A 20,185-nucleotide genomic window follows, 5' to 3' on the forward strand; every position below is an offset into this window, starting at 1 on the left:
GCTTTGGGCGCCGGCCCCCAGGAGGCCCAGCCCGCCGCCGCCGCGGGCGCCACCGAGACCGCCGCCGACGTCACCCGCTCGCACGGTTACTCCTATTTCGGCGACCTGATGTATCCGCCGGACTTCCCGCAGCTGAACTACGTCAATCCCGACGCCCCCAAGGGCGGCGAGATCGTCATCGCCACCACCGGCACCTTCGATTCGATGAACCCCTATGCCCGCCAGGGCCGGGCCTATATCTACTCGATCTTCCCCTATGAGGGCCTGTTCGCCGAGAGCGTCTCGAACGAGGCGCTGCCCGCGGACGACGATGGCGGGCTCTACGGCCTGCTCGCCGAGAGCGTCGAATACGACGCCGGCAAGACCTACGCGATCTTCCACCTGCGCCCCGAGGCCACCTTCTCGGACGGCACGCCGGTCACCGCCGAGGACGTGGTCTTCACCCACAACCTGTTCCTCGACCAGGGCCTGCCCTCCTATTCGGAGGCGGTGCGCGCCCGCATCAAGGACGCCACGGTGATCGACGAGCACACCGTGCGCTACGATTTCGCCGAGGGCATCTCGCGCCGCTCGCTGATCGACCAGGTCGGCACCACCCCGGTCTTTCCGAAGAAGTGGTTCGACGAGACCGGCGCGCGGCTCGACGAGAGCCGGCTCGAGACGCCGCCGGGCTCGGGTCCGTGGCTGATCGACCAGGTCGAGCCGAACCGCCGCATCGTGCTCAAGCGCAATCCCGATTACTGGGGCAAGGATCTCCCGATCAACCGCGGCCGGCACAATTTCGACAGCATCCGGGTGGAGTTCTTCGCCGACAACATCGCCGCCTTCGAGGCCTTCAAGGCCGGCGACGTCTCCTACCGCACCGAGGCCAATTCGCGGCTCTGGGCCACCGCCTACGACTTCCCGGCGCTCTCCCGCGGCGACGTCGTCAAGGAGGAGATCCCCGACGGCACGCCACCGGCCCCGGTGGGCTTCGTCTTCAATCTCGGCCAGGAGAAGCTCAAGGACCGCCGGGTGCGGGAGGCGATCGCCCTGGCTTACAACTTCGAATGGACCAACGAATCGCTGCAATACGGGCTCTTCGACCAGCGCGTGAGCTTCGCTCAGGACACCGACCTGCAGGCCGAGGGCGTGCCGGAGGGCCTGGAGCGCGAGATCCTCGAATCCCTCGGCGACCTGGTGCCGGATGCGGTGCTGAACGAACCCGCGGTGATCCCGCACACGTCGAGCCCGGACCGGCTGGCCGACCGCGGCAACCTGCGCCGCGCCGGGCGGTTGCTCGAGGAGGCCGGCTGGACCGTGGGCGATGACGGCATCCGCCGCAATGAGGCCGGCGAGACGCTGACGCTGCGCATGCCGCTTGCCGCCAATACCGATCCGACGGTGGAATCGATCTTCGAGACCTTCGCAGAGAATCTCGGCGCCCTGGGCATCGACGCGCGGATCGAGAAGATGGACCCGTCGCAATACACGCTGCGCACCCGCGACCGCGATTACGACCTCGTCTACGACAATTACGGCGCGCTCTCCGGCGCCGGCACCGGGCTGCGGCAGATGTACGGCTCCGAGGCGGCCGAGTTCTCGCTCTTCAACCCGGCCGGGCTGGCCAGCCCGCTGGTCGACGCGCTGATCGAGAAGGCGCTCGAATCCGAGACCCAGGAGGAAGAGGACGCGGCGATGACGGCGCTCGACCGGGTGCTGCGCTGGGAGCTCTTCCAGATCCCCATGCACTATTCGGCGGTGCACCGCGTCGCCTATTACCGGCACCTGAAACATCCCGAGGAGATGCCGCCCTACGCGCTGGGCGTGCTGGACTTCTGGTGGCAGGACGCGGAGGCGGCCGAGGAGCTGCGCGCCTCCGGAGCCCTCAAGTAACAAGCGGACCGCATGGCTTCCTACATCCTCCGCCGACTGCTGCTGATCGTCCCGACGCTGTTCGGCATCATGGTCGTGAACTTCGTGCTGGTGCAGTTCGTGCCCGGCGGCCCGGTCGAACAGGTGATCGCCAACATCCAGGGCCAGGGCGACGTCTTCGGCGGCTTCGCCGGGCAATCGGGCAGCGACGCGGCCAGCGCCGAGATGCTCGGCCCCGGCGACAGCAAATATGCCGGCGCGCAGGGCCTGCCGCCGGAATTCATCGAGGAGCTCGAGCGCGAATTCGGCTTCGACAAGCCGCCGCTCGAGCGCTTCGTGAACATGATCTGGAACTATGCTCGGTTCGATTTCGGCGAGAGCTACTTCCGCTCCATCGGCGTCACCGAGCTGGTGCTGGAGAAGATGCCGGTGTCGATCTCGCTCGGCCTCTGGTCGACGCTGATCGCCTACATCGTCTCGATCCCGCTGGGCATCCGCAAGGCGGTGAAGGACGGCACCTCCTTCGACACCTGGACCTCCGGGCTGATCATCGTGGCCTACGCCATCCCCGGCTTCCTGTTCGCGATCCTGCTGCTGGTGCTGTTCGCCGGCGGCTCCTACTGGCAGATCTTCCCGCTCCGCGGCCTGACCTCGGACAATTGGGAGAACCTGTCGCTGCTGGGCAAGATCGGCGATTATTTCTGGCACATCGCGCTGCCGGTCATCGCCTCGACCATCGCCGCCTTCGCGACGCTGACGCTGCTGACCAAGAACAGCTTCCTCGACGAGATCAAGAAGCAATACGTGATGACCGCCCGCGCCAAGGGCCTGAGCGAGCGCAAGGTGCTCTACGGCCATGTCTTCCGCAACGCCATGCTGATCGTCATAGCCGGCTTCCCGGCGGTGTTCATCGGCATCTTCTTCTCCGGCTCGCTGATCATCGAGACGATCTTCTCGCTCGACGGGCTCGGCCGGCTGGGCTTCGAGGCGGCGGTGCAGCGCGACTATCCGGTGATCTTCGGCACGCTCTACCTGTTCGGCCTGATCGGCCTCGTGGTGAACATCCTGTCCGACCTGATGTATGTGCTGATCGATCCGCGCATCGACTTCGAGAAACGGGAGGGCTGAGCCGATGGTCGCCAAACCCGATCCGCAGGCGCCGCGCGACCCGCATGACGCCGACCGCGTGGTCTCCGAGCCGATGCCGGAGAAGGCCGTGGCCCCCGAGCCGCCGCGCGGCCGCTTCGCGCTGTCGCCGCTGAACCAGCGGCGCTGGCGCAACTTCACCCGCAACCGGCGCGCCTACTGGAGCCTGTGGATCTTCGCGGTGCTGTTCGGGCTGTCGCTGTTTGCCGAGTTCCTGGCCAACGACAAGCCGATCCTGATCAATTACCGCGGCAGCTACTACATGCCGATCTTCAACTTCTACGCCGAGACCGAGTTCGGCGGCGATTTCCGCACCGAGGCCGCCTATCGCGACCCCGAGGTGCGCTGTCTGGTGGAGACCGGCGGGCTGGTGGACTGCTTCGACACCCCCGACGAGCTGATCGCCGAGGCGCGCGACGGTGGCATCGAGGATCCGGACTTCGAGAAGGGCTGGATGCTCTGGCCGCCCCTGCCCTATTCCTTCGACACCACGGTGGACCGCCCCGGCGCGGCGCCGCTGCCGCCCAACGGGCAGAACTGGCTCGGCACCGACGACACCAAGCGTGACGTGCTGGCACGGGTGATCTACGGCTTCCGGCTCTCCATCCTCTTCACCCTAATCGTCACCGCGCTGTCCTCGGTGATCGGCATCATCGCCGGCGCCGTGCAGGGCTATTTCGGCGGCCTCACCGACCTGATCTTCCAGCGCGTGATCGAAATCTGGTCGGCGACGCCGTCGCTCTACATCATCATCATCCTGTTCGCGATTCTGGGCCGAAGCTTCTGGCTGCTGGTGGTGCTGATGGTGCTGTTCGGCTGGGTCGCGCTGGTCGGCGTGGTGCGGGCCGAGTTCCTGCGCGCCCGCAACCTCGAATACGTCCGCGCCGCCAAGGCGCTCGGCGTGTCGAACATGACCATCATGTTCCGCCACATGCTGCCCAATGCCATGGTCGCCACCGTCACCATGCTGCCCTTCATCGTCACCGGCACCATCTCCACCCTCGCCGGGCTCGACTTCCTGGGCTTCGGCCTGCCCTCCTCGGCGCCGTCGCTGGGGGAGCTGACGCTGCAGGCCAAGCAGAACCTGCAGGCGCCCTGGCTGGCCTTCACCGCCTTCACCGTCTTCGCGGTGATGCTGTCGCTCCTCGTCTTCATCTTCGAAGGCGTGCGCGATGCCTTCGACCCGAGGAAGACCTTCTCATGACCACCATCCTCGACGTCCGCGATCTCGAGGTGACCTTCACCCAGGACGGCCAGCGCAACCGTGCCGTCAAGGGGGTGTCCTTCTCCATCGGGCGCGGCGAGACCGTGGCGCTGGTGGGCGAGTCGGGCTCGGGCAAGTCGGTCTCGGCGCTCTCGACGGTGCAGCTTCTGGGCCCCGCGGCCGAGGTGCGCGGCTCCGTGACCTATGACGGGCAGGAGATGATCGGCGCCTCCGACAAGCTCCTGCGCAAGGTGCGCGGCAACGACATCTCGTTCATCTTCCAGGAGCCGATGACCTCGCTCAACCCGCTGCACACGCTGGAGCGGCAGCTGGCCGAGAGCCTTGCCCTGCACCAGGGGCTGACCGGGGCGGCGGCGCGGAGCCGCATCCTCGACCTCCTCACCCGGGTCGGCATCCGCGATCCGGAAAGCCGGCTCGGCGCCTATCCGCACCAGCTCTCGGGCGGGCAGCGCCAGCGGGTGATGATCGCCATGGCGCTGGCCAACGGGCCGGACCTGCTGATCGCCGACGAGCCCACCACGGCGCTCGACGTGACGATCCAGGCGCAGATCCTCGAGCTGCTGGCCGACATCAAGCGCAAGGAAGGCATGAGCCTTCTGTTCATCACCCACGATCTGGGCATCGTGCGGCGCATCGCCGACCGGGTCTGCGTGATGAAGGACGGCGAGATCGTGGAAAGCGGGCCCACCGCCGAGATCTTCGCCGATCCGCAGCACCCCTACACCCAGAAGCTGCTCTCGGCCGAGAGCACCGGCGCGCCCGACCCGGTCCAGCACACGGCGCCGGAAGTGGCGCGCACCGACAACCTGAAGATCTGGTTCCCGATCCAGAAGGGCCTGCTGAAACGCACCGTGGGCCACGTCAAGGCGGTCAACGACGCCACCATCTCGGTGCGCGCGGGCGAGACCGTGGGCATCGTCGGCGAAAGCGGCTCGGGCAAGACCACGCTGGCGCTGGCGGTGATGCGGCTGATCCGATCCGAGGGCGGCATCACCTTCCGCGGCGAGGACGTGCGCGGCTGGTCGACGCGGCGCCTGCGCAGCCTGCGCTCGGAGATGCAGATCGTCTTCCAGGACCCGTTCGGCTCGCTCAGCCCGCGCATGACCTGCGAGCAGATCATCGCCGAGGGGCTCCGCGTGCACGGCTCGCCCGACGGCAAGCCGCACCGCGAGGCGGTGCGCGAGGTGATGCTCGAGGTCGGGCTCGACCCGGCGGCGATGCACCGCTACCCGCACGAGTTTTCCGGCGGCCAGCGCCAGCGCATCGCCATCGCCCGCGCCATGGTGCTGCGGCCGCGGCTGGTGGTGCTGGACGAGCCGACCTCGGCGCTCGACATGACGGTGCAGGTGCAGATCGTGAACCTGTTGCGTGCCCTGCAGCGCAAGTACGACCTCGCCTACCTGTTCATCAGCCACGACCTGAAGGTGGTGCGCGCGATGTCGCACAAGGTCGTGGTGATGCAGAACGGTGACGTCATCGAACAGGGCAGCACGGCGGAGATCTTCGAGGCGCCGAAGACCGAGTATACCCGCACGCTGATCCGCGCCGCCTTCGCGGCCTGAGGGCGGGCCGCGCAGGCGCACCTAAGCGCCCCGCGCGGCCGGCCGGCCGGCGTCACTCGGCGGCCATCGCCCCGGCGCCGGCCTTCTCCACCCGCACCGCGGAATACTTGAACTCGGGGATCTTGCCCCACGGGTCCAGCGCCGGGTTGGTCAGAATGTTGGCCGCCGCCTCGACATAGGCGAAGGGCAGGAAGACCATGTCCTCGGAGACGTTGCGGTCGGCCCGCGCCATGATCTCGATCGAGCCGCGGCGCGTGGTCAGCCGCACCCGTCCGCCCGGCGCCACGCCCAGCGCCCGCAGCGTCTTGGGGTTGAGCGAGCAATTGGCCTCGGGCTCGACGGCGTCGAGCACCGTGGCGCGCCGCGTCATCGACCCGGTATGCCAATGTTCAAGCTGCCGGCCGGTGGTCAGGATCATCGGGTAGCGCTCGTCCGGGCTCTCCGCCGGCGGGGTGAAGCGGGCCGGGGTGAACATGGCGCGCCCGGCGCGGCGCGGGAAGCCGTCGCCGAACACCACCGCCTGGCCCGGATCCTCGGGCCCGTTGCAGGGATAGGTCACCGCGTTCTCGCGCTCGAGCCGCGACCAGGTGATGTGGTGCAGCGACCGCATCGACATCTTCATCTCGTCGAAGACCTCGCGCGGGTGGTCGTAATCCCAGTCGAGCCCGATGCGGCGGGCAAGATCGATGAGGATCTGCCAATCCTGGCGCGCCTCGCCCGGGCAGGGCACGGCGGGCCGGATCATCTGCACCTGGCGGTTGGTGTTGGTCACCGTGCCGATCTTCTCGGGCAGCGCCGAGGCCGGCAGGATGACGTCGGCGTAATTCGCCGTCTCGGTGAGGAAGATGTCCTGCACCACGAGATGGTCGAGCTTGGCCAGCGCCTTGCGGGCATGGTCCACGTCCGGATCGGACATCGCCGGGTTCTCGCCCTGGATGAACATGCCGCGGATCTCGCCGCGATAGACGCGGTCCATGATCTCCACGACGGTGAGGCCGGGCTGCGCCTCGATCTCGGTGCCGCGCCAGATGTGGCGGAAGAGATCGCGCACCTCGCGGTCCTCGACCGACTGGTAGTCGGGCATGACCTGCGGGATCAGCCCGGCATCGGAGGCGCCCTGGACGTTGTTCTGGCCGCGCAGCGGATGCAGGCCGGTGCCCGGCCGGCCGACATGGCCGCAGAGCAGCGCGAGGCTGATCAGGCAGCGCGAATTGTCGGTGCCGTGGATGTGCTGCGAGATGCCCATGCCCCAGAAGATCATGCCGGCACGGGCGCGGGCGAATTCCCGCGCCACCTCGCGGATCACCTCCGGCGCGATGCCGCAGAGATCGCTCATGCGCTCCGGGGTGAAGGCGCGGATATGCTCGCGGAACTCGAAGAAGCCCTCGGTGAAGCCCTCGATGTACTGCCGGTCGTAGAGCTTCTCCTCGACGATCACGTTCATGATCGCGTTGAGCAGCGCGACATCGGTGCCGGGGCGGAAGCGCAGGTTGTGCCAGGCATGGCGGCGCAGCCCGGACTGGCCCCGGGGGTCCATGATCACCAGCTTGCCGCCGCGCTTGGCGAACTGCTTGAAATAGGTCGCCGCGACCGGGTGGTTCTCGGTCGGGTTGGCGCCGATGACGATGGCGATGTCGGCGTTCTCGATCTCGTTGAAGGTCGCGGTCACGGCGCCCGAGCCCACGTTCTCCATCAGCGCCGCGACGCTCGAGGCGTGGCAGAGCCGGGTGCAGTGGTCGACATTGTTGTGCTTGAAGCCCTGCCGGATCAGCTTCTGGAAGAGGTAGGCCTCCTCGTTGGTGCACTTGGCCGAGCCGAAGCCCGCCACCGACTTGCCGCCGTAATAGGAGCGCAGGTCCACCAGCCCGTGCGCCGCGGCGTCGAGCGCCTCGTCCCAGCTGGCCTCGCGGAAATGCGTCCAGGGATTGGCCGGATCGACGTTCAGGCCCTTGTCGGGGGCGTCCTCGCGGCGGATCAGCGGCTTGGTCAGGCGGTGGCCGTGATGGATGTAGTCGAAACCGAAGCGGCCCTTGACGCAGAGCCGGCCTTCGTTGGCGGGGCCGTTGATGCCCTCGACATACTTCACCCGGTCGTCCTTGACCCTGATCGAGACCTGGCAGCCGACGCCGCAGAACGGGCAGACGCTTTCGACCTCGCGGTCGAAATCGGCGCGGTCGCCGACCTGGTCGCGGTCCACCACGCTGGCCGGCATCAGCGCCCCGGTCGGGCAGGCCTGCACGCATTCGCCGCAGGCCACGCAGGTCGAGCCGCCCATCGGGTCGTCGAGATCGAAGACCGGGAAGGAATCGTGGCCGCGCCCGGCCATGCCGATGACGTCGTTGACCTGGACCTCGCGGCAGGCGCGGACGCAGAGATTGCACTGGATGCAGGCGTCGAGGTTGACCCGCATGGCGACATGGCTGTCGTCGAGCAGCGGGATACGGTCCATCTCCAGCGTCGGGAAGCGGCTCTCCTCGACGCCGGCGAGCTCGGCTATCTGCCAGAAATGCGCCGAGCGGTCATGCGCCGCCTCGCGCTCCGGCTGGTCGGCCATCAGCATCTCGACGACGAGCTTGCGGGCCTGCTTAGCGCGGCCCGAATCGGTGGTCACCACCATGCCCGCGACAGGCGCGCGGATGCAGGAGGCGACGAGATTGCGCTCGCCCTCGACCTCGACCATGCAGGCCCGGCAATTGCCGTCCGGCCGGTAGCCCGGCTCGGGGCGGTGGCAGAGATGCGGAATCACCAGCCCGGTGCCGTGGGCCACGTCCCAGATCGACTGGCCGGGCTTCGCCTCGACCTCGCGGCCATCGAGGGTGAAGCGGATGGTTTCGGACATGGGGTAACGGGCCTCCCTGACGCGTCTTGGCCTGACCTACACATGACGCCCGCGGGGCGCCGCGGTCAACTCCGACTCCTGACCTAGAAACCGCCATGCGGGGTTTCCGATCGGCGCCGGGACGTTCTAGTCGGGCCCCGCCTCCCGCCCTTCGGGGACCTCGTCGAGCGGCGCCATCAGCGCCGCGATCTGGTCGCGCAGCCAGCGATGCGCCGGGGTCTGGGTGGCGCGGCGGTGCCAGATCATGACGATCTCCGCCGGGTCGATGGGCATCGGCGGGTCATAGAGCGCCAGCCCGACCCGCGGCGCCATCCGTTCCGCCAGCTGCCGCGGCAAGAGCGCGATCATGTCCGAGCGCGCCACCGCGTGATAGACGCCGGAGAAGACCGGCATGGTCATCGCCACCCGGCGCTGCCGCCCCACCGCGGCGAGCGCCGCGTCGCCCATGGCGCGCAGCTTGCCCTCGGGCGAGAACAGCACGTGCGGCAGGTCGCAGAACAGGTCGAGCGGGATCGTCGCCCCCGGGGCGATGCCGGCCCGTGCCAGCGTCGGGTGGTCGCGCCGGGCAATGGCGATGAAGCTCGACCGGAAGAGCCGGCGATGCGCCACCCAGTTGGGGAACGGCATTTCGGGGATCAGCGCCATGTCGACCTGGTAGCGGTCGAGCGTGTCGATGTAGCTGTCGGGAACCAGGTCGACGAGCTGCACGCGGATGCCCGGCGCCTCGCGCTGCAGATGCGCGGCGAGATCCGGCATCAGCATCTCGGCGAAGAAGTCGCTGCCGGAGATCTTGAAGGTCGCCTCGGCCTGCGCAGGCTCGAAACGCTCCGGCCCCGCAAGCAGCCCTTCCGCCTCCTCGAGCAGGTGGCGCAGCGGCTCGGCTAGCCCGGCGGCGTAATCGCTCGGCACGAGCTGGCGGCCCTGCCGGACGAAGAGCGGATCGCCCAGCGCGTGCCGGAGCCGGCCCAGCGCCGCCGAGACCGCCGGCTGCGACAGGCCGATGCGCCGTCCCGCCTCGGTGGCCGAGCCGGTGGCCAGAAGCGCGTCCAGCACCTTCAGCAGGTTCAGGTCGAAGCTGGCGAAATTCATGGCGTCGATGAATATCATACCGACAAACAATTTTCGCCATACGGTGAGTCGGGGCTATGATGAGGCCATTCCGAACGGCTCGTCAGATACCGCTGATTGAACCTTAAACATTTCCGCACCCGCTTTGATCGAGGCATTTGGCCTGCCGAGGCTTCAGATTTCAGGAGAATGACGCATGAAGGACCATATTCTCGGTCCCGGAGCCATCACCTGGCTCGGCACCCAGTACCGCACCGTTCTGACCAGCGCCGAGACGGGAGGCGCGCAATCGATCACCGACAGCGTGACACCGTCCGGGGACGGCCCGCCCCGCCACGTCCACCACGACGCCGATGAAAGCTTCGTGGTGCTGTCCGGGCAATGCCAGTTCTGGGTCGCCGGCGAATCGGTGATCCGCGGCCCGGGCGAGACCGCCTTCGTGCCGCGCGGCACCGAGCACACCTACCGGGTGGTCAGCGACGCGCCGTCGCGGCACCTCGTCATCCTGTCGCCGGGCGGCTTCGAGGGCTTCTTCGCCGAGATGGCCGCCGAGAACCTGCGCGTGCCCGAGGATATGGCGCGCATCGCCGAGATCGGCCGCCGCTACCATCTCGACTTCACCGGGCCGCCGCTTGCGGCGGATGGCTGAGTTCAGGGGAGACCGACGATGACCGGATTATCCAAGGGCTTCATGATCCTCGCCGTGCTGGCCGCGCTCTGCGGCATGGCCTGGGGCATCCAGATGTCGGCCAGCGGCGATCACGCGCTGGCCCCGGCGCATGGCCACCTGAACCTGATCGGCTGGGTCAGCCTGTCGATCTTCGCCTTCTACTACCACCTGGTGCCTGCTGCCGCCGAGACGCTGCTGGCGCGCATCCACTTCGCGCTCGCCGTGGCCGGGCTGGTCTCTGTGGTGCCGGGGATCGTGTTCGCGCTGCAGGGCACCGGCGAGACCCTGGCCAAGCTCGGCTCGCTGCTCACCATCCTGGCGATGTTGACCTTCCTGGCCGTTGTGCTGCGTCCCACCGGGGCGGGGCGACAGATGTTCGGCGCCGCGCGGCCGCTTTGACCGCGTGGCATCCGGGAGCCGGACATGGAAGAGGGCGGCGCCGCGGCGCCGCCCTCGACCTGTGCGGCGACGTTCGCCGAGGGGCCGCGCTCAGGCGACGTCGAAATGCAGCGGCCGGACCTGCTGGAACAGGCCGGTCTTCTCCAGTTCGCCGATCACCGGGCCGGGCACCGGCTCGTCGACATAGAGCAGCGCGATCGCCTCGCCCTTGGCGGCCGAACGGCCCAAAGTGAAGTTGGCGATGTTGACGCCGTTCTGGCCCATCGTCTGGCCCAGCGTGCCGATGATCCCCGGCACGTCCTCGTTCGTGGTGTAGAGCATGTGCTCGCCGACCTCGGCCTCGATGTTGATGCCCTTGATCTGGATGAAGCGCGGCTTGCCGTCCGAGAACACCGTGCCGGCGATCGAGCGCTCGCGCTTCTCGGTGACCACGGTGACCTTGATGTAGCCCTCGAAGACCCCGGACTGCGCCTGGTTGGTGGTGGAGATGCGGATGCCCTTCTCCTTGGCCACCACCGGCGCCGAGACCATGTTCACCTCGGGGTTGAAGCGCTTCATGATGCCCGAGACCACGGCGCAGTTCAGCGCCGCGAGGTTCATCTCCGAGACCGAGCCGTCATAGAGGATGTTGATCGCCTTGATCGCCTCGTCGGTCATCTGCCCGATGAACGAGCCGAGATGCTCCGACAGCTTGATCCAGGGGCCCATGATCTTGGCCTCCTCGGCGGTCACCGACGGCATGTTGAGCGCGTTCTCCACGGCGCCGGTCAGCAGGTAGTTCGACATCTGCTCGGCGACCTGCAGCGCGACGTTCTCCTGCGCCTCGGTGGTGGCGGCGCCCAGATGCGGCGTCACCACCACGTTGGGCAGCCCGAAGAGCGGGTTCTCGGTCGCCGGCTCCTCGGCGAAGACGTCGAAGGCGGCGCCCGCGACGTGGCCGGATTTCAGCAGGTCCGCCAGCGCCGCCTCGTCGACCAGCCCGCCGCGGGCGCAGTTCACGATGCGCACGCCCTTCCTGGTCTTCTCGAGGTTCTCGCGGCTCAGGATGTTGCGCGTCTGATCGGTCAGCGGCACGTGCAGGGTGATGAAGTCGGCGCGCTTCAGCAGATCCTCGAGCTCGACCTTCTCGACGCCCATCTTGTCGGCCTTCTCCTGGCTCAGATAGGGATCGTAGGCCACGACCTTCATCTTCAGGCCGCGGGCGCGGTCGCAGACGATGCCGCCGATATTGCCGGCGCCGATCACGCCCAGCGTCTTGCCGGTGAGCTCCACACCCATGAAGCGGGACTTCTCCCACTTGCCGGCATGGGTCGAGGCGCTGGCCTCGGGGATCTGCCGGGCGACCGAAAACATCATCGCGATGGCGTGCTCGGCGGTGGTGATCATGTTGCCGAAGGGCGTGTTCATGACGATGATGCCGCGCTGCGACGCCGCCTCGCGGTCGACGTTGTCGACGCCAATGCCGGCGCGGCCGATCACCTTCAGGTTCTTGGCGTTCTCGAGGATCTTCGGCGTCACCTTGGTGGCCGAGCGGATCGCGAGGCCGTCGTAATTGCCGATCACCTCGGCCAGCTTGTCCTTGTCCTTGCCGAGATCGGGCTGGAAATCGACCTCGATGCCGCGATCCTTGAAGATCTGCACGGCGGCGGGGGAAAGCTTGTCGGAAATCAGGACCTTGGGGGCCATGGAAGGACTCCATTCGGATGGGCCGGGGGGCTGCCCGGCCGGAATTCTGGGGAAGGCAGGAATGCGGGCGCGGAGCCGCGTGCAGCCCCGCGCGCCGGGTCAGGCCGCCTGGGCCTGGGCCTCGAGTTCGGCGTGGAAGGCCCATTCGATCCAGGGCAGCAGCGCCTCGATATCGGCGCGCTCCACCGTGCCGCCGCACCAGATGCGCAGGCCCGCGGGCGCGTCGCGATAGGCGCCGAGATCGAGCCCCGCGCCTTCCGCCTCGAGCCGCTTCTGCACCGCCTTGGCAAAGGCCGCGGCATCGGTGATGCGGTCATCGGTGAATTTCAGGCAGACGCTGGTGTTCGACCGGGTCGCCGGGTCCTCGGCGAGGTTGGCGATCCAGTCGCGGCTCTCGCAGAATTCCCAGACCGCGCGGGCATTGGCATCGGCCCGGGCCTTCAGCCCGTCGAGCCCGCCCACCGAGCGCGCCCAGTCGAGCGCCACGAGATAATCCTCGACCGCCAGCATCGACGGCGTGTTGATCGTCTCGCCCTTGAAGATGCCCTCGTTGAGCTTGCCGCCCTTGGTCATGCGGAAGATTTTCGGCAGCGGCCAGGACGGCGTGTAGCTTTCCAGCCGGTCGACCGCGCGGGGGCTCAGCACAAGGATGCCGTGCGCCGCCTCGCCGCCCAGCACCTTCTGCCAGGAGAAGGTGACGACATCGAGCTTGTCCCAAGGCAGGTCCTGCGCGAAGGCCGCCGAGGTGGCGTCGCAGATCGTCAGGCCGGCGCGGTCGGCGGGGATCGCCTCGCCCGAGGGCATGCGCACGCCGGAGGTGGTGCCGTTCCAGGTGAAGACCACGTCGGTGTCGTAGTCGAGCGCCGCCATGTCGGGCAGCTGGCCGTAGGGCGCCTCGACCACCTCGGCCTCGATCTTGAGCTGCTTGACCACGTCGGTCACCCAGCCGGCGCCGAAGCTCTCCCAGGCCACCATGGTGGCCTTGCGGGCGCCCAGCAGCGACCACATCGCCATCTCCACGGCGCCGGTGTCGGAGGCCGGCACGATGCCGATGCGGTAGTCGTCGGGGATGCCGAGGATCTCGCGGGTGCCGTCGATCGCGGCCTTCAGCTTCTCCTTGCCGATGGCGGCCCGGTGCGAGCGTCCCAGCGGCGCATCGGCCAGCATGTCGAGCCGGAAGCCGGGGATCTTGGCGCAGGGGCCGGAGGAGAAACGCGGATTGGCCGGCCGCGCAGCCGGTTTTGCAGTCGTCATATGGCTAACCTTCCAGATAGTCGCCCCTCGTTGGGGAGGGGTGTCCCGCCGCCGGAATTACGGCCGCCGGAGCGGTTCCACAAGACAGGAAATGTCGCTACGGAGCGGGAAACCGCGCCGCGCCGCGCCCACCCTGACCGCTATCGGAAACTTTGCCGCCATGACCGCCTCCCGCTTCACCGCCACGCTCATCGCGCCCGCGGGCGCGCTCTCCCCCGCCCTGGTCGACTCGCTGCGCAACGCCTGGGGCGGCGGCACGGCGCGCTGGCTCGCCCCCGACGAGGCTGCCGAGTTCGACCTGCCCGAGATCCCCGCCAACCGCTGGGAGGTCTGGGCCGAGCTGCAGCAGATGCGCACCGACCTCGCCATCCAGCCGGCCGAGGGCCGGGCCAAGAAGATGCTCCTGGCGGACATGGATTCGACGATGATCCGGCAGGAATGCATCGACGAGCTGGCCGAGGTCGCCGGCGTCGGCGACCGGGTGCGCGAGATCACCGCGCGGGCGATGAACGGCGAGCTCGATTTCGAGGGCGCGCTGACCGAGCGGGTGGCGCTGCTGCGCGACCTGCCCGAACGCGTCATCGCCGAGGTGCTGGAGACCCGGATCACGCCGATGCCGGGCGGCGCCACGCTGATCGCCACGATGCGCGCGGCGGGCGGTCACGCGGTGCTGGTCTCGGGCGGCTTCACCGCCTTCACCCAGCGCATCGCCGAGATGCTGGGCTTCCACGAGCACCGCGCCAACACGCTGCTGGCCGAGGATGGCCGGCTGACCGGCGCGGTGGCGCCGCCGATCCTCGGCCGCGAGGCCAAGGTGCGCGCCCTCGAGGAGGTCACCGCGCGGCTCGGCATCGCCGAGGCCGACGTCATCGCGGTGGGCGACGGCGCCAATGATCTCGGCATGCTGCAGCGCGCCGGCACCGGCGTGGCGCTGCATGCCAAGCCCAGCGTGCAGGCCCAGTGCGACCTGCGCGTCAATCACGGCGACCTGACCGCCCTGCTCTATCTCCAGGGCTACGCGAAGGACGCCTTCGCCCATTCCTGACCGTCCTCGACGAGGCCGGGCGCGGGGCGAATCTCGCCGGTGACGAGGCCGCGTAAATTGTGGATCTTCGGGTTCAGGAAGCGGGCCACGTCCGGGTGCCCGGCCTCCAGCACGCCGAGCCGCACCAGCAGCGCCGCGATGGCGCATTCCGCCGCCCGGGTGGCGCCGTCGGCGGCCTTCACCGCCACGCCGAGCCCGCGCTCGGGCAGGATCGCCACGAAATAGCCCTCGGCCCCGGTCTTCATCGCCGCAGGCTCGCGCGCTGCCTGCATCAGCAGGGTGCAGGCGCGGCCCTCGCCGGCGACGTCGAGCGGGTGCGCGATCATCGCCGCGACCAGCCGCGCCTCGGCCCGCGACAGCGCGTCGTCGCGGCGGTGGGCGGAGGCGAAGCGGGCCATGGCGCGCGCCATGCCGTGCATCGTGGTGGCGAAGTTCGGCGCCGAGCAGCCATCGATGCCGTAGCCCGGGCTGGCCTCGCCGGTGACCTCCTCGAAGGCCTCGCGGGCGGCGCGCTGCACCGGGTGGTCGGGTTCGTGGTATTCCGGCCCGGCGCCCAGATGCCGCGCCAGGGTCAGGAAGCCCGCATGCTTGCCCGAGCAGTTGTTGTGCAGCTGGCAGGGGCTGTCGCCGCCGCGGATCATCTCGAGCTTCAGCGCCCGGTCGCGCGGCGGCTGCGCCCCGCAGCGCAGATCCGCCTCGCCCAGCCCAAGCTCGGCCAGCCAGGATGCGACCGCGTCGACGTGCCGCGGCGCGCCCTCGTGGCTGGCGCAGGCCAGCGCCAGCTGGCGGTCGCCAAGCCCGTGCGCCGCCGCGGCGCCCGAGCTCAGCAGCGGCAGCGCCTGGATCATCTTGGCCGAGGACCGCGGCAGCACCACGGTGGCGGGATCGCCCCAGGCGGCGCGGATCGATCCCGCCTCGTCGCAGATCACGGCATGGCCGGCATGCACGGATTCGGCCAGCGGACCGCGCCAGATCTCGGCCAGGGGGGCAGCGCCTTGCAGCATTTAACATCCTCACGGTTTGGCGATTTCCCGCCGTCGGGGGTTTTCGCGTTCGGCGAAATCGGGCTAATGTCCGGCCGGCCGAAACGGGGCTTGCAGGCGAAGATAACCGGCGTCAAACCGGGCGCAACCCGACGGGCGATTGAGGTTCAGGACGGCTGGAGGCTGGACGCATGATTTCACGGATGGCAGGCGCGGCGGCCGGCGCTTTTCTGGCGCTGGCGGCAGCGACCGCAGGCTGGGCGCAGCAGGAAAGCACCAACCGCGTCGACGCGATGACGGACTGGTCCGTCTTCGAAGGCAGCGACCCGCGCGAATGCTGGGCGGTGACGACCTTCAAGGAAAGCGTGAACACCAAGGACGGCCGCGTCGTCGAGGTGTCGCGGGGCGAGATCCTGCTGATGGTGTTCTTCCGCCCCACCGCCGAGGTGAAGGGCCAGGTGGCCTTCACCGGCGGATACCCCTTCGCCGACGGCTCCACCGTCAGCGTCGATATCGGCGGCACCGGGCTGGAGCTCTTCACCGAGGGCGAATGGGCCTGGCCCGCCACCCCGGAGGACGACGCCAAGATGGTCGAGGCCATGAAGCGCGGCTCCGAGGCGGTGCTGACCGCCCGCTCGTCGCGCGGGACCGAGACCAAGGACACCTTCTCGCTGATGGGATTCTCGGCCGCGGTCGAGGATGCCGAGCAGCGCTGCGCCGCCGGCTAACGCCGCCCTTGCCCGGCGGCGGGCCCCGCCCCGTCCCGCCGGGCGCGCAGGCAAGAACGAGGCCAGCCTCTGCGCCCCTGCGGCGCGGGGGTTTTGCTTTTGCCGACAGCGCCCACATGGTGTATGACACCGGCTTCTGTTCAGGGACCCCATCGACATGACCGCCAGCGCCCCCATCACCCAGGACCTCGTGACCATCCCCCGCAAGGCGGAGTCCGGGCCGGCCAACCTCGTTGGCATGACCCGGGACGCGCTGGCCGCGGCGCTGCGCGCGGCCGGCACGCCGGAAAAGCAGGTCAAGATGCGGGTCAACCAGATCTGGCAATGGGTCTATTTCTGGGGCGTGCGCGACTTCGACGCGATGACCAACCTGGCCAAGGATTACCGGCGCATGCTGGCGGAAAACTTCGTCATCCGCCTGCCCGAACTGGTGTCGCGCCACGTCTCGGCGGACGGCACGCGCAAGTACCTGGTGCGCATCGCCGGCGGCCACGAGGTCGAGGTCGTCTACATCCCCGAGAGCGATCGCGGCACGCTCTGCATCTCGTCCCAGGTCGGCTGCACGCTGACCTGTTCGTTCTGCCATACCGGCACGCAGAAGCTGGTGCGCAACCTGACCGCGGGCGAGATCGTCGGCCAGATCATGCTGGCGCGCGACGATCTGGGCGAATGGCCCGAGAAGGGTGCGCCGCGCAACGAGACCCGGCTGCTGTCCAACATCGTGCTGATGGGCATGGGCGAGCCGCTCTACAATTTCGACAATGTCCGCGACGCCATGAAGATCGCCATGGACGGCGAAGGCATCGCGCTGTCGCGCCGTCGCATCACGCTCTCGACGAGCGGCGTGGTGCCCGAGATCGCGCGCTGCGCCGAGGAGATCGGCTGCCAGCTCGCGGTGTCGTTCCATGCCACCACCGACGCGGTGCGCGACAAGCTGGTGCCGATCAACAAGCGCTGGAACATCGAGACGCTGCTGGGGGCGCTGAAGGAATATCCGCGGCTGTCGAATTCCGAGCGCATCACCTTCGAATACGTGATGCTGAAGGACGTCAACGACAGCGATGCCGATGCCCGCCGGCTGGTCAAGCTGATCTCCGGCATCCCGGCCAAGATCAACCTGATCCCGTTCAACGAATGGCCCGGCGCGCCCTACCAGCGCTCGGATTGGTCCCGCATCGAGGCCTTCGCCGACATCGTCTACAAGGCCGGCTACGCCTCGCCGATCCGCACCCCGCGCGGCGAGGACATCATGGCGGCCTGCGGGCAGCTGAAATCGGCCACCGAACGCGCCCGCAAGCCGCGCCGCGAGATCGAGGCCGAGGCGCGGGGCTGAGCCCGGCGGCTCAGCAGCCCACCTCGAGCCGTTCCGGCAGGGTCTCGAGCAGCGGGTCGATGGCCGCGCGCTCGGCCTCGGGATAGGTCATCCGCCAATGCCCGAAGACCGGGGCGCCACTGCAATCCCGGCCGGCCTCGACGCGAAGATAGAAGACCCGTCCGTCGGGCTCGAAGCCCGACAGCACGAACCAGCTGTCGCCGCCGGTCTCGTAGGTCACCTCGCCGGGCTCGGTGCTCTTGAGAAAGCGGCGATAGGGTGCGAGCCCGCCCAGCGCGTCGTTGCTGCCGTAGATGCTGAGCTGCGCGCTGCCCTCGCCGGCATGGAAGACCCGGCCGTCGCCGGTCTCGGGCAGGCGCAGGGTCAGGAAGGTGCCGGGGACCGGCGCCGAGACCCCGAACCGGGCATTGCGGTAGATCAGTTCATCCGCCGCCACCGGGGCCGCAAGACCGGCCAGCGCCGCGGCGAGCATCCAATGTCTCATGCATCCTCCGCTCTCTCACTCTCGGCGGCCAACCCGGAGGACCCCGTCAGGGTTGCGATCGTGGCCGCAAAAAAGCCCCGGGCGCGCGCGGCGACCCGGGGCAGGCTTGCCTAGAGCAGGCGAGGGAACTGGGACGGCGGGTCGGCCGGGGCTACCAGTCGACCGGCCCCTTCTGGCCGAAGACATGGACCAGGAAATCGATGAAGGCGCGGACCTTGGGCTGGGTGAAGCGCCCCGGCGGATAGACCGCGTAGATGCCCTGGGTCTCCATCGGCAGATCGGGCATCGCATCCTCGACGAGCCCGCGCTCCATGGCGTCGGAATAGAGGAAGGACGGCAGGTAGGCGATGCCCAGCCCGGCAATGCAGGCATTGAGCAGCGACTGCCCGTCATTGACCGACAGCCAGCCCGCGGTGCGCACCTGGCGCTTCTCACCGGAGGGGGCGGTCACCTTCCAGACATTGCCCGAGGACTGGTTCGAGTAATGCAGGAGCTTGTGCGCGTTCAGGTCGTCGATCCGCGCCGGCCGGCCGAACTTCTCGAAATAGGACGGCGACGCGATCATCCGCTTGGTGGTCTCGGTCAGCTTGCGGGCGCGCAGCGTCGAATCCTCGAGATCGCCGATCCGCACCGCCATGTCGAAACCTTCTGAGATCAGCTCCACGTAGCGGTTGTTGAGCACCATGTTGACGGTGATCTCGGGGAACTCGGCGAGGAAGTCGCCCAGCACCGGCGACAGATGATTGACCCCGAAATCGGTCGCCACCGAGATCCGCAGCAGCCCCGACGGCGCCGACTGCATCGAGGTCACCAGCGCGTCGGCCTCGCCGGCATCGTTCAGGACCCGGCGGGCGCGGTCGTAATAGGCGAGACCGATCTCGGTCGGACTGACCCGGCGGGTGGTGCGGTTCAGCAGGCGGGCCCCGAGCCGGGCCTCCAGCGACGAGACGTGCTTGGACACGGCGGACTTGGAAATGCCCATCTTCTTTGCGGCATCGGTGAAGCCGCCCTGATCCACGACCGTGGCGAATGCCTCCATTTCGGTCAGACGGTCCATCTGCGTCTCCTCGGGGTTCGGTGCGTCTCTTGCGTCACCCTCGCTTGTGATCGGGAAACTGGGCGCAATCGCGGCAGGGCACCGACAATACAGAGAACGTTCGGGGCAATGTTGGGGCTTTCGAAACGACGGGCACCGTCCCTTGGGGCCCTGACCGGGCCAAAACAAAGAAAGGGCCGCGCGCCACAGCGCACGGCCCCAGGGAACACATGAGGCGCCGAGGATCAGGCGGCTTCGCGATCGTGCCGGCCTTCTTCGATTTCCTCGACGATCTTGGAGACGAACGCCTCGATATCGCCGGGGTTCCGGCTCGTCACGATGCCGTTATCGGCGACCACCTCGCGGTCGACCCAAGTGGCGCCGGCATTGGAGACGTCGGTCTTGATCGAATGGTAGGAGGTCGCCTCGCGGCCCTTCAGGATGCCGGCCTCGATCAGCACCCAAGGGGCGTGGCAGATCGCGGCGATGGTCTTGCCGGAATTGTGGAAGGCGCGCACCAGGTCGAGCACCTTGTCCTCGACCCGCAGCAGGTCCGGGTTGATCTGGCCGCCCGGCAGAACCAGCGCGGTGTAATCGTCGGCCTTCACCGCGTCGAGACCGTGGTCGACCTCGACCTCGCGGCCCCAATCGTCGCCGTCCCAGCCCTTGATCTTCTGGCCGTCGAGCGAGACGACATGCACTTCCGCGCCCTTCGCGCGCAGCTGGTCGCGCGGGCCTTCGAGTTCGGACTGCTCGAAGGCATTGGTGGCAAGAATGAGAATCTTGGCGTCGTCGATACGGGGCATGGATGCCTCCTTTCGCATTTGTTCTCAATGGGTTGGGCTTTGGGCCCTCACCCGTCCGAGAAACAAC

The 20,185-nt window shown here is 68.4% G+C and carries 17 protein-coding genes; 9 read left to right on the plus strand and 8 right to left on the minus strand.

Features of this window, described 5'->3' with window-relative positions; translation table 11 throughout:
* The 4 genes from ACXYMW_RS03585 to ACXYMW_RS03600 all read left to right on the plus strand — a co-directional run.
* Positions 1-1,875 (plus strand): extracellular solute-binding protein (locus ACXYMW_RS03585; protein ID WP_459033917.1); only part of this gene is annotated, 1,875 nt, incomplete at its 5' end.
* A gap of 12 nt (positions 1,876-1,887) precedes the next feature.
* A complete protein-coding gene (locus ACXYMW_RS03590) occupies positions 1,888-2,982 on the plus strand; it encodes a microcin C ABC transporter permease YejB (RefSeq protein WP_459033918.1) in 1,095 nt (364 codons plus the stop codon).
* 73 nt (positions 2,983-3,055) lie between these two features.
* Entirely contained in the window at positions 3,056-4,204 is a 1,149-nt protein-coding gene (locus ACXYMW_RS03595; RefSeq protein WP_459033969.1) for an ABC transporter permease, read from the plus strand.
* Entirely contained in the window at positions 4,201-5,787 is a 1,587-nt protein-coding gene (locus ACXYMW_RS03600) for an ABC transporter ATP-binding protein (protein WP_459033919.1), read from the plus strand. Before ACXYMW_RS03595 ends, ACXYMW_RS03600 begins: the two co-directional genes overlap by 4 nt.
* A 52-nt stretch (positions 5,788-5,839) precedes the next feature.
* Here the strand turns inward: ACXYMW_RS03600 and fdhF are convergent, their stop codons facing one another.
* Together fdhF and ACXYMW_RS03610 are read right to left on the minus strand one after the other, a co-directional pair.
* A complete protein-coding gene (fdhF, locus tag ACXYMW_RS03605) occupies positions 5,840-8,626 on the minus strand; it encodes a formate dehydrogenase subunit alpha (protein ID WP_459033920.1) in 2,787 nt (928 codons plus the stop codon).
* 126 nt (positions 8,627-8,752) lie between these two features.
* The gene (locus ACXYMW_RS03610) at positions 8,753-9,733 is read right to left on the minus strand and encodes a LysR family transcriptional regulator (RefSeq protein ID WP_459033921.1); all 981 of its coding nucleotides are present in this window, start codon (positions 9,731-9,733) and stop codon (positions 8,753-8,755) included.
* Positions 9,734-9,890: 157 nt separating this feature from the next.
* Here ACXYMW_RS03610 and ACXYMW_RS03615 point away from each other — a divergent pair, with 157 nt between their 5' ends.
* The gene (locus ACXYMW_RS03615; protein ID WP_459033922.1) at positions 9,891-10,343 is read left to right on the plus strand and encodes a cupin domain-containing protein; all 453 of its coding nucleotides are present in this window, start codon (positions 9,891-9,893) and stop codon (positions 10,341-10,343) included.
* Between the two features lie 18 nt (positions 10,344-10,361).
* Positions 10,362-10,763 carry a hypothetical protein gene (locus ACXYMW_RS03620; RefSeq protein ID WP_459033923.1) on the plus strand — a complete coding sequence of 134 codons (402 nt, stop codon included), beginning with the start codon at positions 10,362-10,364 and terminating at the stop codon, positions 10,761-10,763.
* 90 nt (positions 10,764-10,853) lie between these two features.
* On the opposite strand, the gene serA is transcribed toward ACXYMW_RS03620, so the two are convergent.
* Entirely contained in the window at positions 10,854-12,449 is a 1,596-nt protein-coding gene (gene serA / locus ACXYMW_RS03625) for a phosphoglycerate dehydrogenase (RefSeq protein ID WP_459033924.1), read from the minus strand.
* A 99-nt stretch (positions 12,450-12,548) separates the two neighbouring features.
* Positions 12,549-13,703 (minus strand): phosphoserine transaminase, encoded by a 1,155-nt coding sequence (locus ACXYMW_RS03630; RefSeq protein ID WP_459033925.1) that lies wholly within the window; start codon positions 13,701-13,703, stop codon positions 12,549-12,551.
* Positions 13,704-13,863: 160 nt separating this feature from the next.
* Between ACXYMW_RS03630 and serB the strand changes: the two genes are divergently transcribed.
* Positions 13,864-14,748, plus strand: coding sequence for a phosphoserine phosphatase SerB (gene serB, locus ACXYMW_RS03635; protein WP_459033926.1), 885 nt, complete (start codon positions 13,864-13,866; stop codon positions 14,746-14,748).
* Here the strand turns inward: serB and ACXYMW_RS03640 are convergent.
* Complete coding sequence (locus ACXYMW_RS03640; protein ID WP_459033927.1) at positions 14,718-15,752, minus strand: asparaginase; 1,035 nt, start codon at positions 15,750-15,752, stop codon at positions 14,718-14,720. The two genes, serB and ACXYMW_RS03640, sit on opposite strands and share 31 nt — an antisense overlap.
* Positions 15,753-15,934: 182 nt before the next feature.
* On the opposite strand from ACXYMW_RS03640, the gene ACXYMW_RS03645 reads away from it, so the two are divergent.
* Complete coding sequence (locus tag ACXYMW_RS03645; RefSeq protein WP_459033928.1) at positions 15,935-16,459, plus strand: invasion associated locus B family protein; 525 nt, start codon at positions 15,935-15,937, stop codon at positions 16,457-16,459.
* A gap of 157 nt (positions 16,460-16,616) precedes the next feature.
* Complete coding sequence (gene rlmN, locus ACXYMW_RS03650; protein WP_459033929.1) at positions 16,617-17,792, plus strand: 23S rRNA (adenine(2503)-C(2))-methyltransferase RlmN; 1,176 nt, start codon at positions 16,617-16,619, stop codon at positions 17,790-17,792.
* Between the two features lie 10 nt (positions 17,793-17,802).
* On the opposite strand, the gene ACXYMW_RS03655 is transcribed toward rlmN, so the two are convergent.
* The 3 genes from ACXYMW_RS03655 to ACXYMW_RS03665 form a co-directional block, all read right to left on the minus strand.
* Positions 17,803-18,276, minus strand: coding sequence for a hypothetical protein (locus ACXYMW_RS03655; RefSeq protein WP_459033930.1), 474 nt, complete (start codon positions 18,274-18,276; stop codon positions 17,803-17,805).
* 151 nt (positions 18,277-18,427) lie between these two features.
* On the minus strand, positions 18,428-19,333 hold the full coding sequence (locus ACXYMW_RS03660) for a LysR family transcriptional regulator (protein ID WP_459033931.1): 906 nt from the start codon (positions 19,331-19,333) through the stop codon (positions 18,428-18,430).
* 224 nt (positions 19,334-19,557) lie between these two features.
* The gene (locus tag ACXYMW_RS03665) at positions 19,558-20,118 is read right to left on the minus strand and encodes a type 1 glutamine amidotransferase domain-containing protein (protein ID WP_459033932.1); all 561 of its coding nucleotides are present in this window, start codon (positions 20,116-20,118) and stop codon (positions 19,558-19,560) included.
* Positions 20,119-20,185 lie beyond the last annotated feature (67 nt).

This window comes from Roseivivax sp. CAU 1761, from assembly GCF_054482755.1.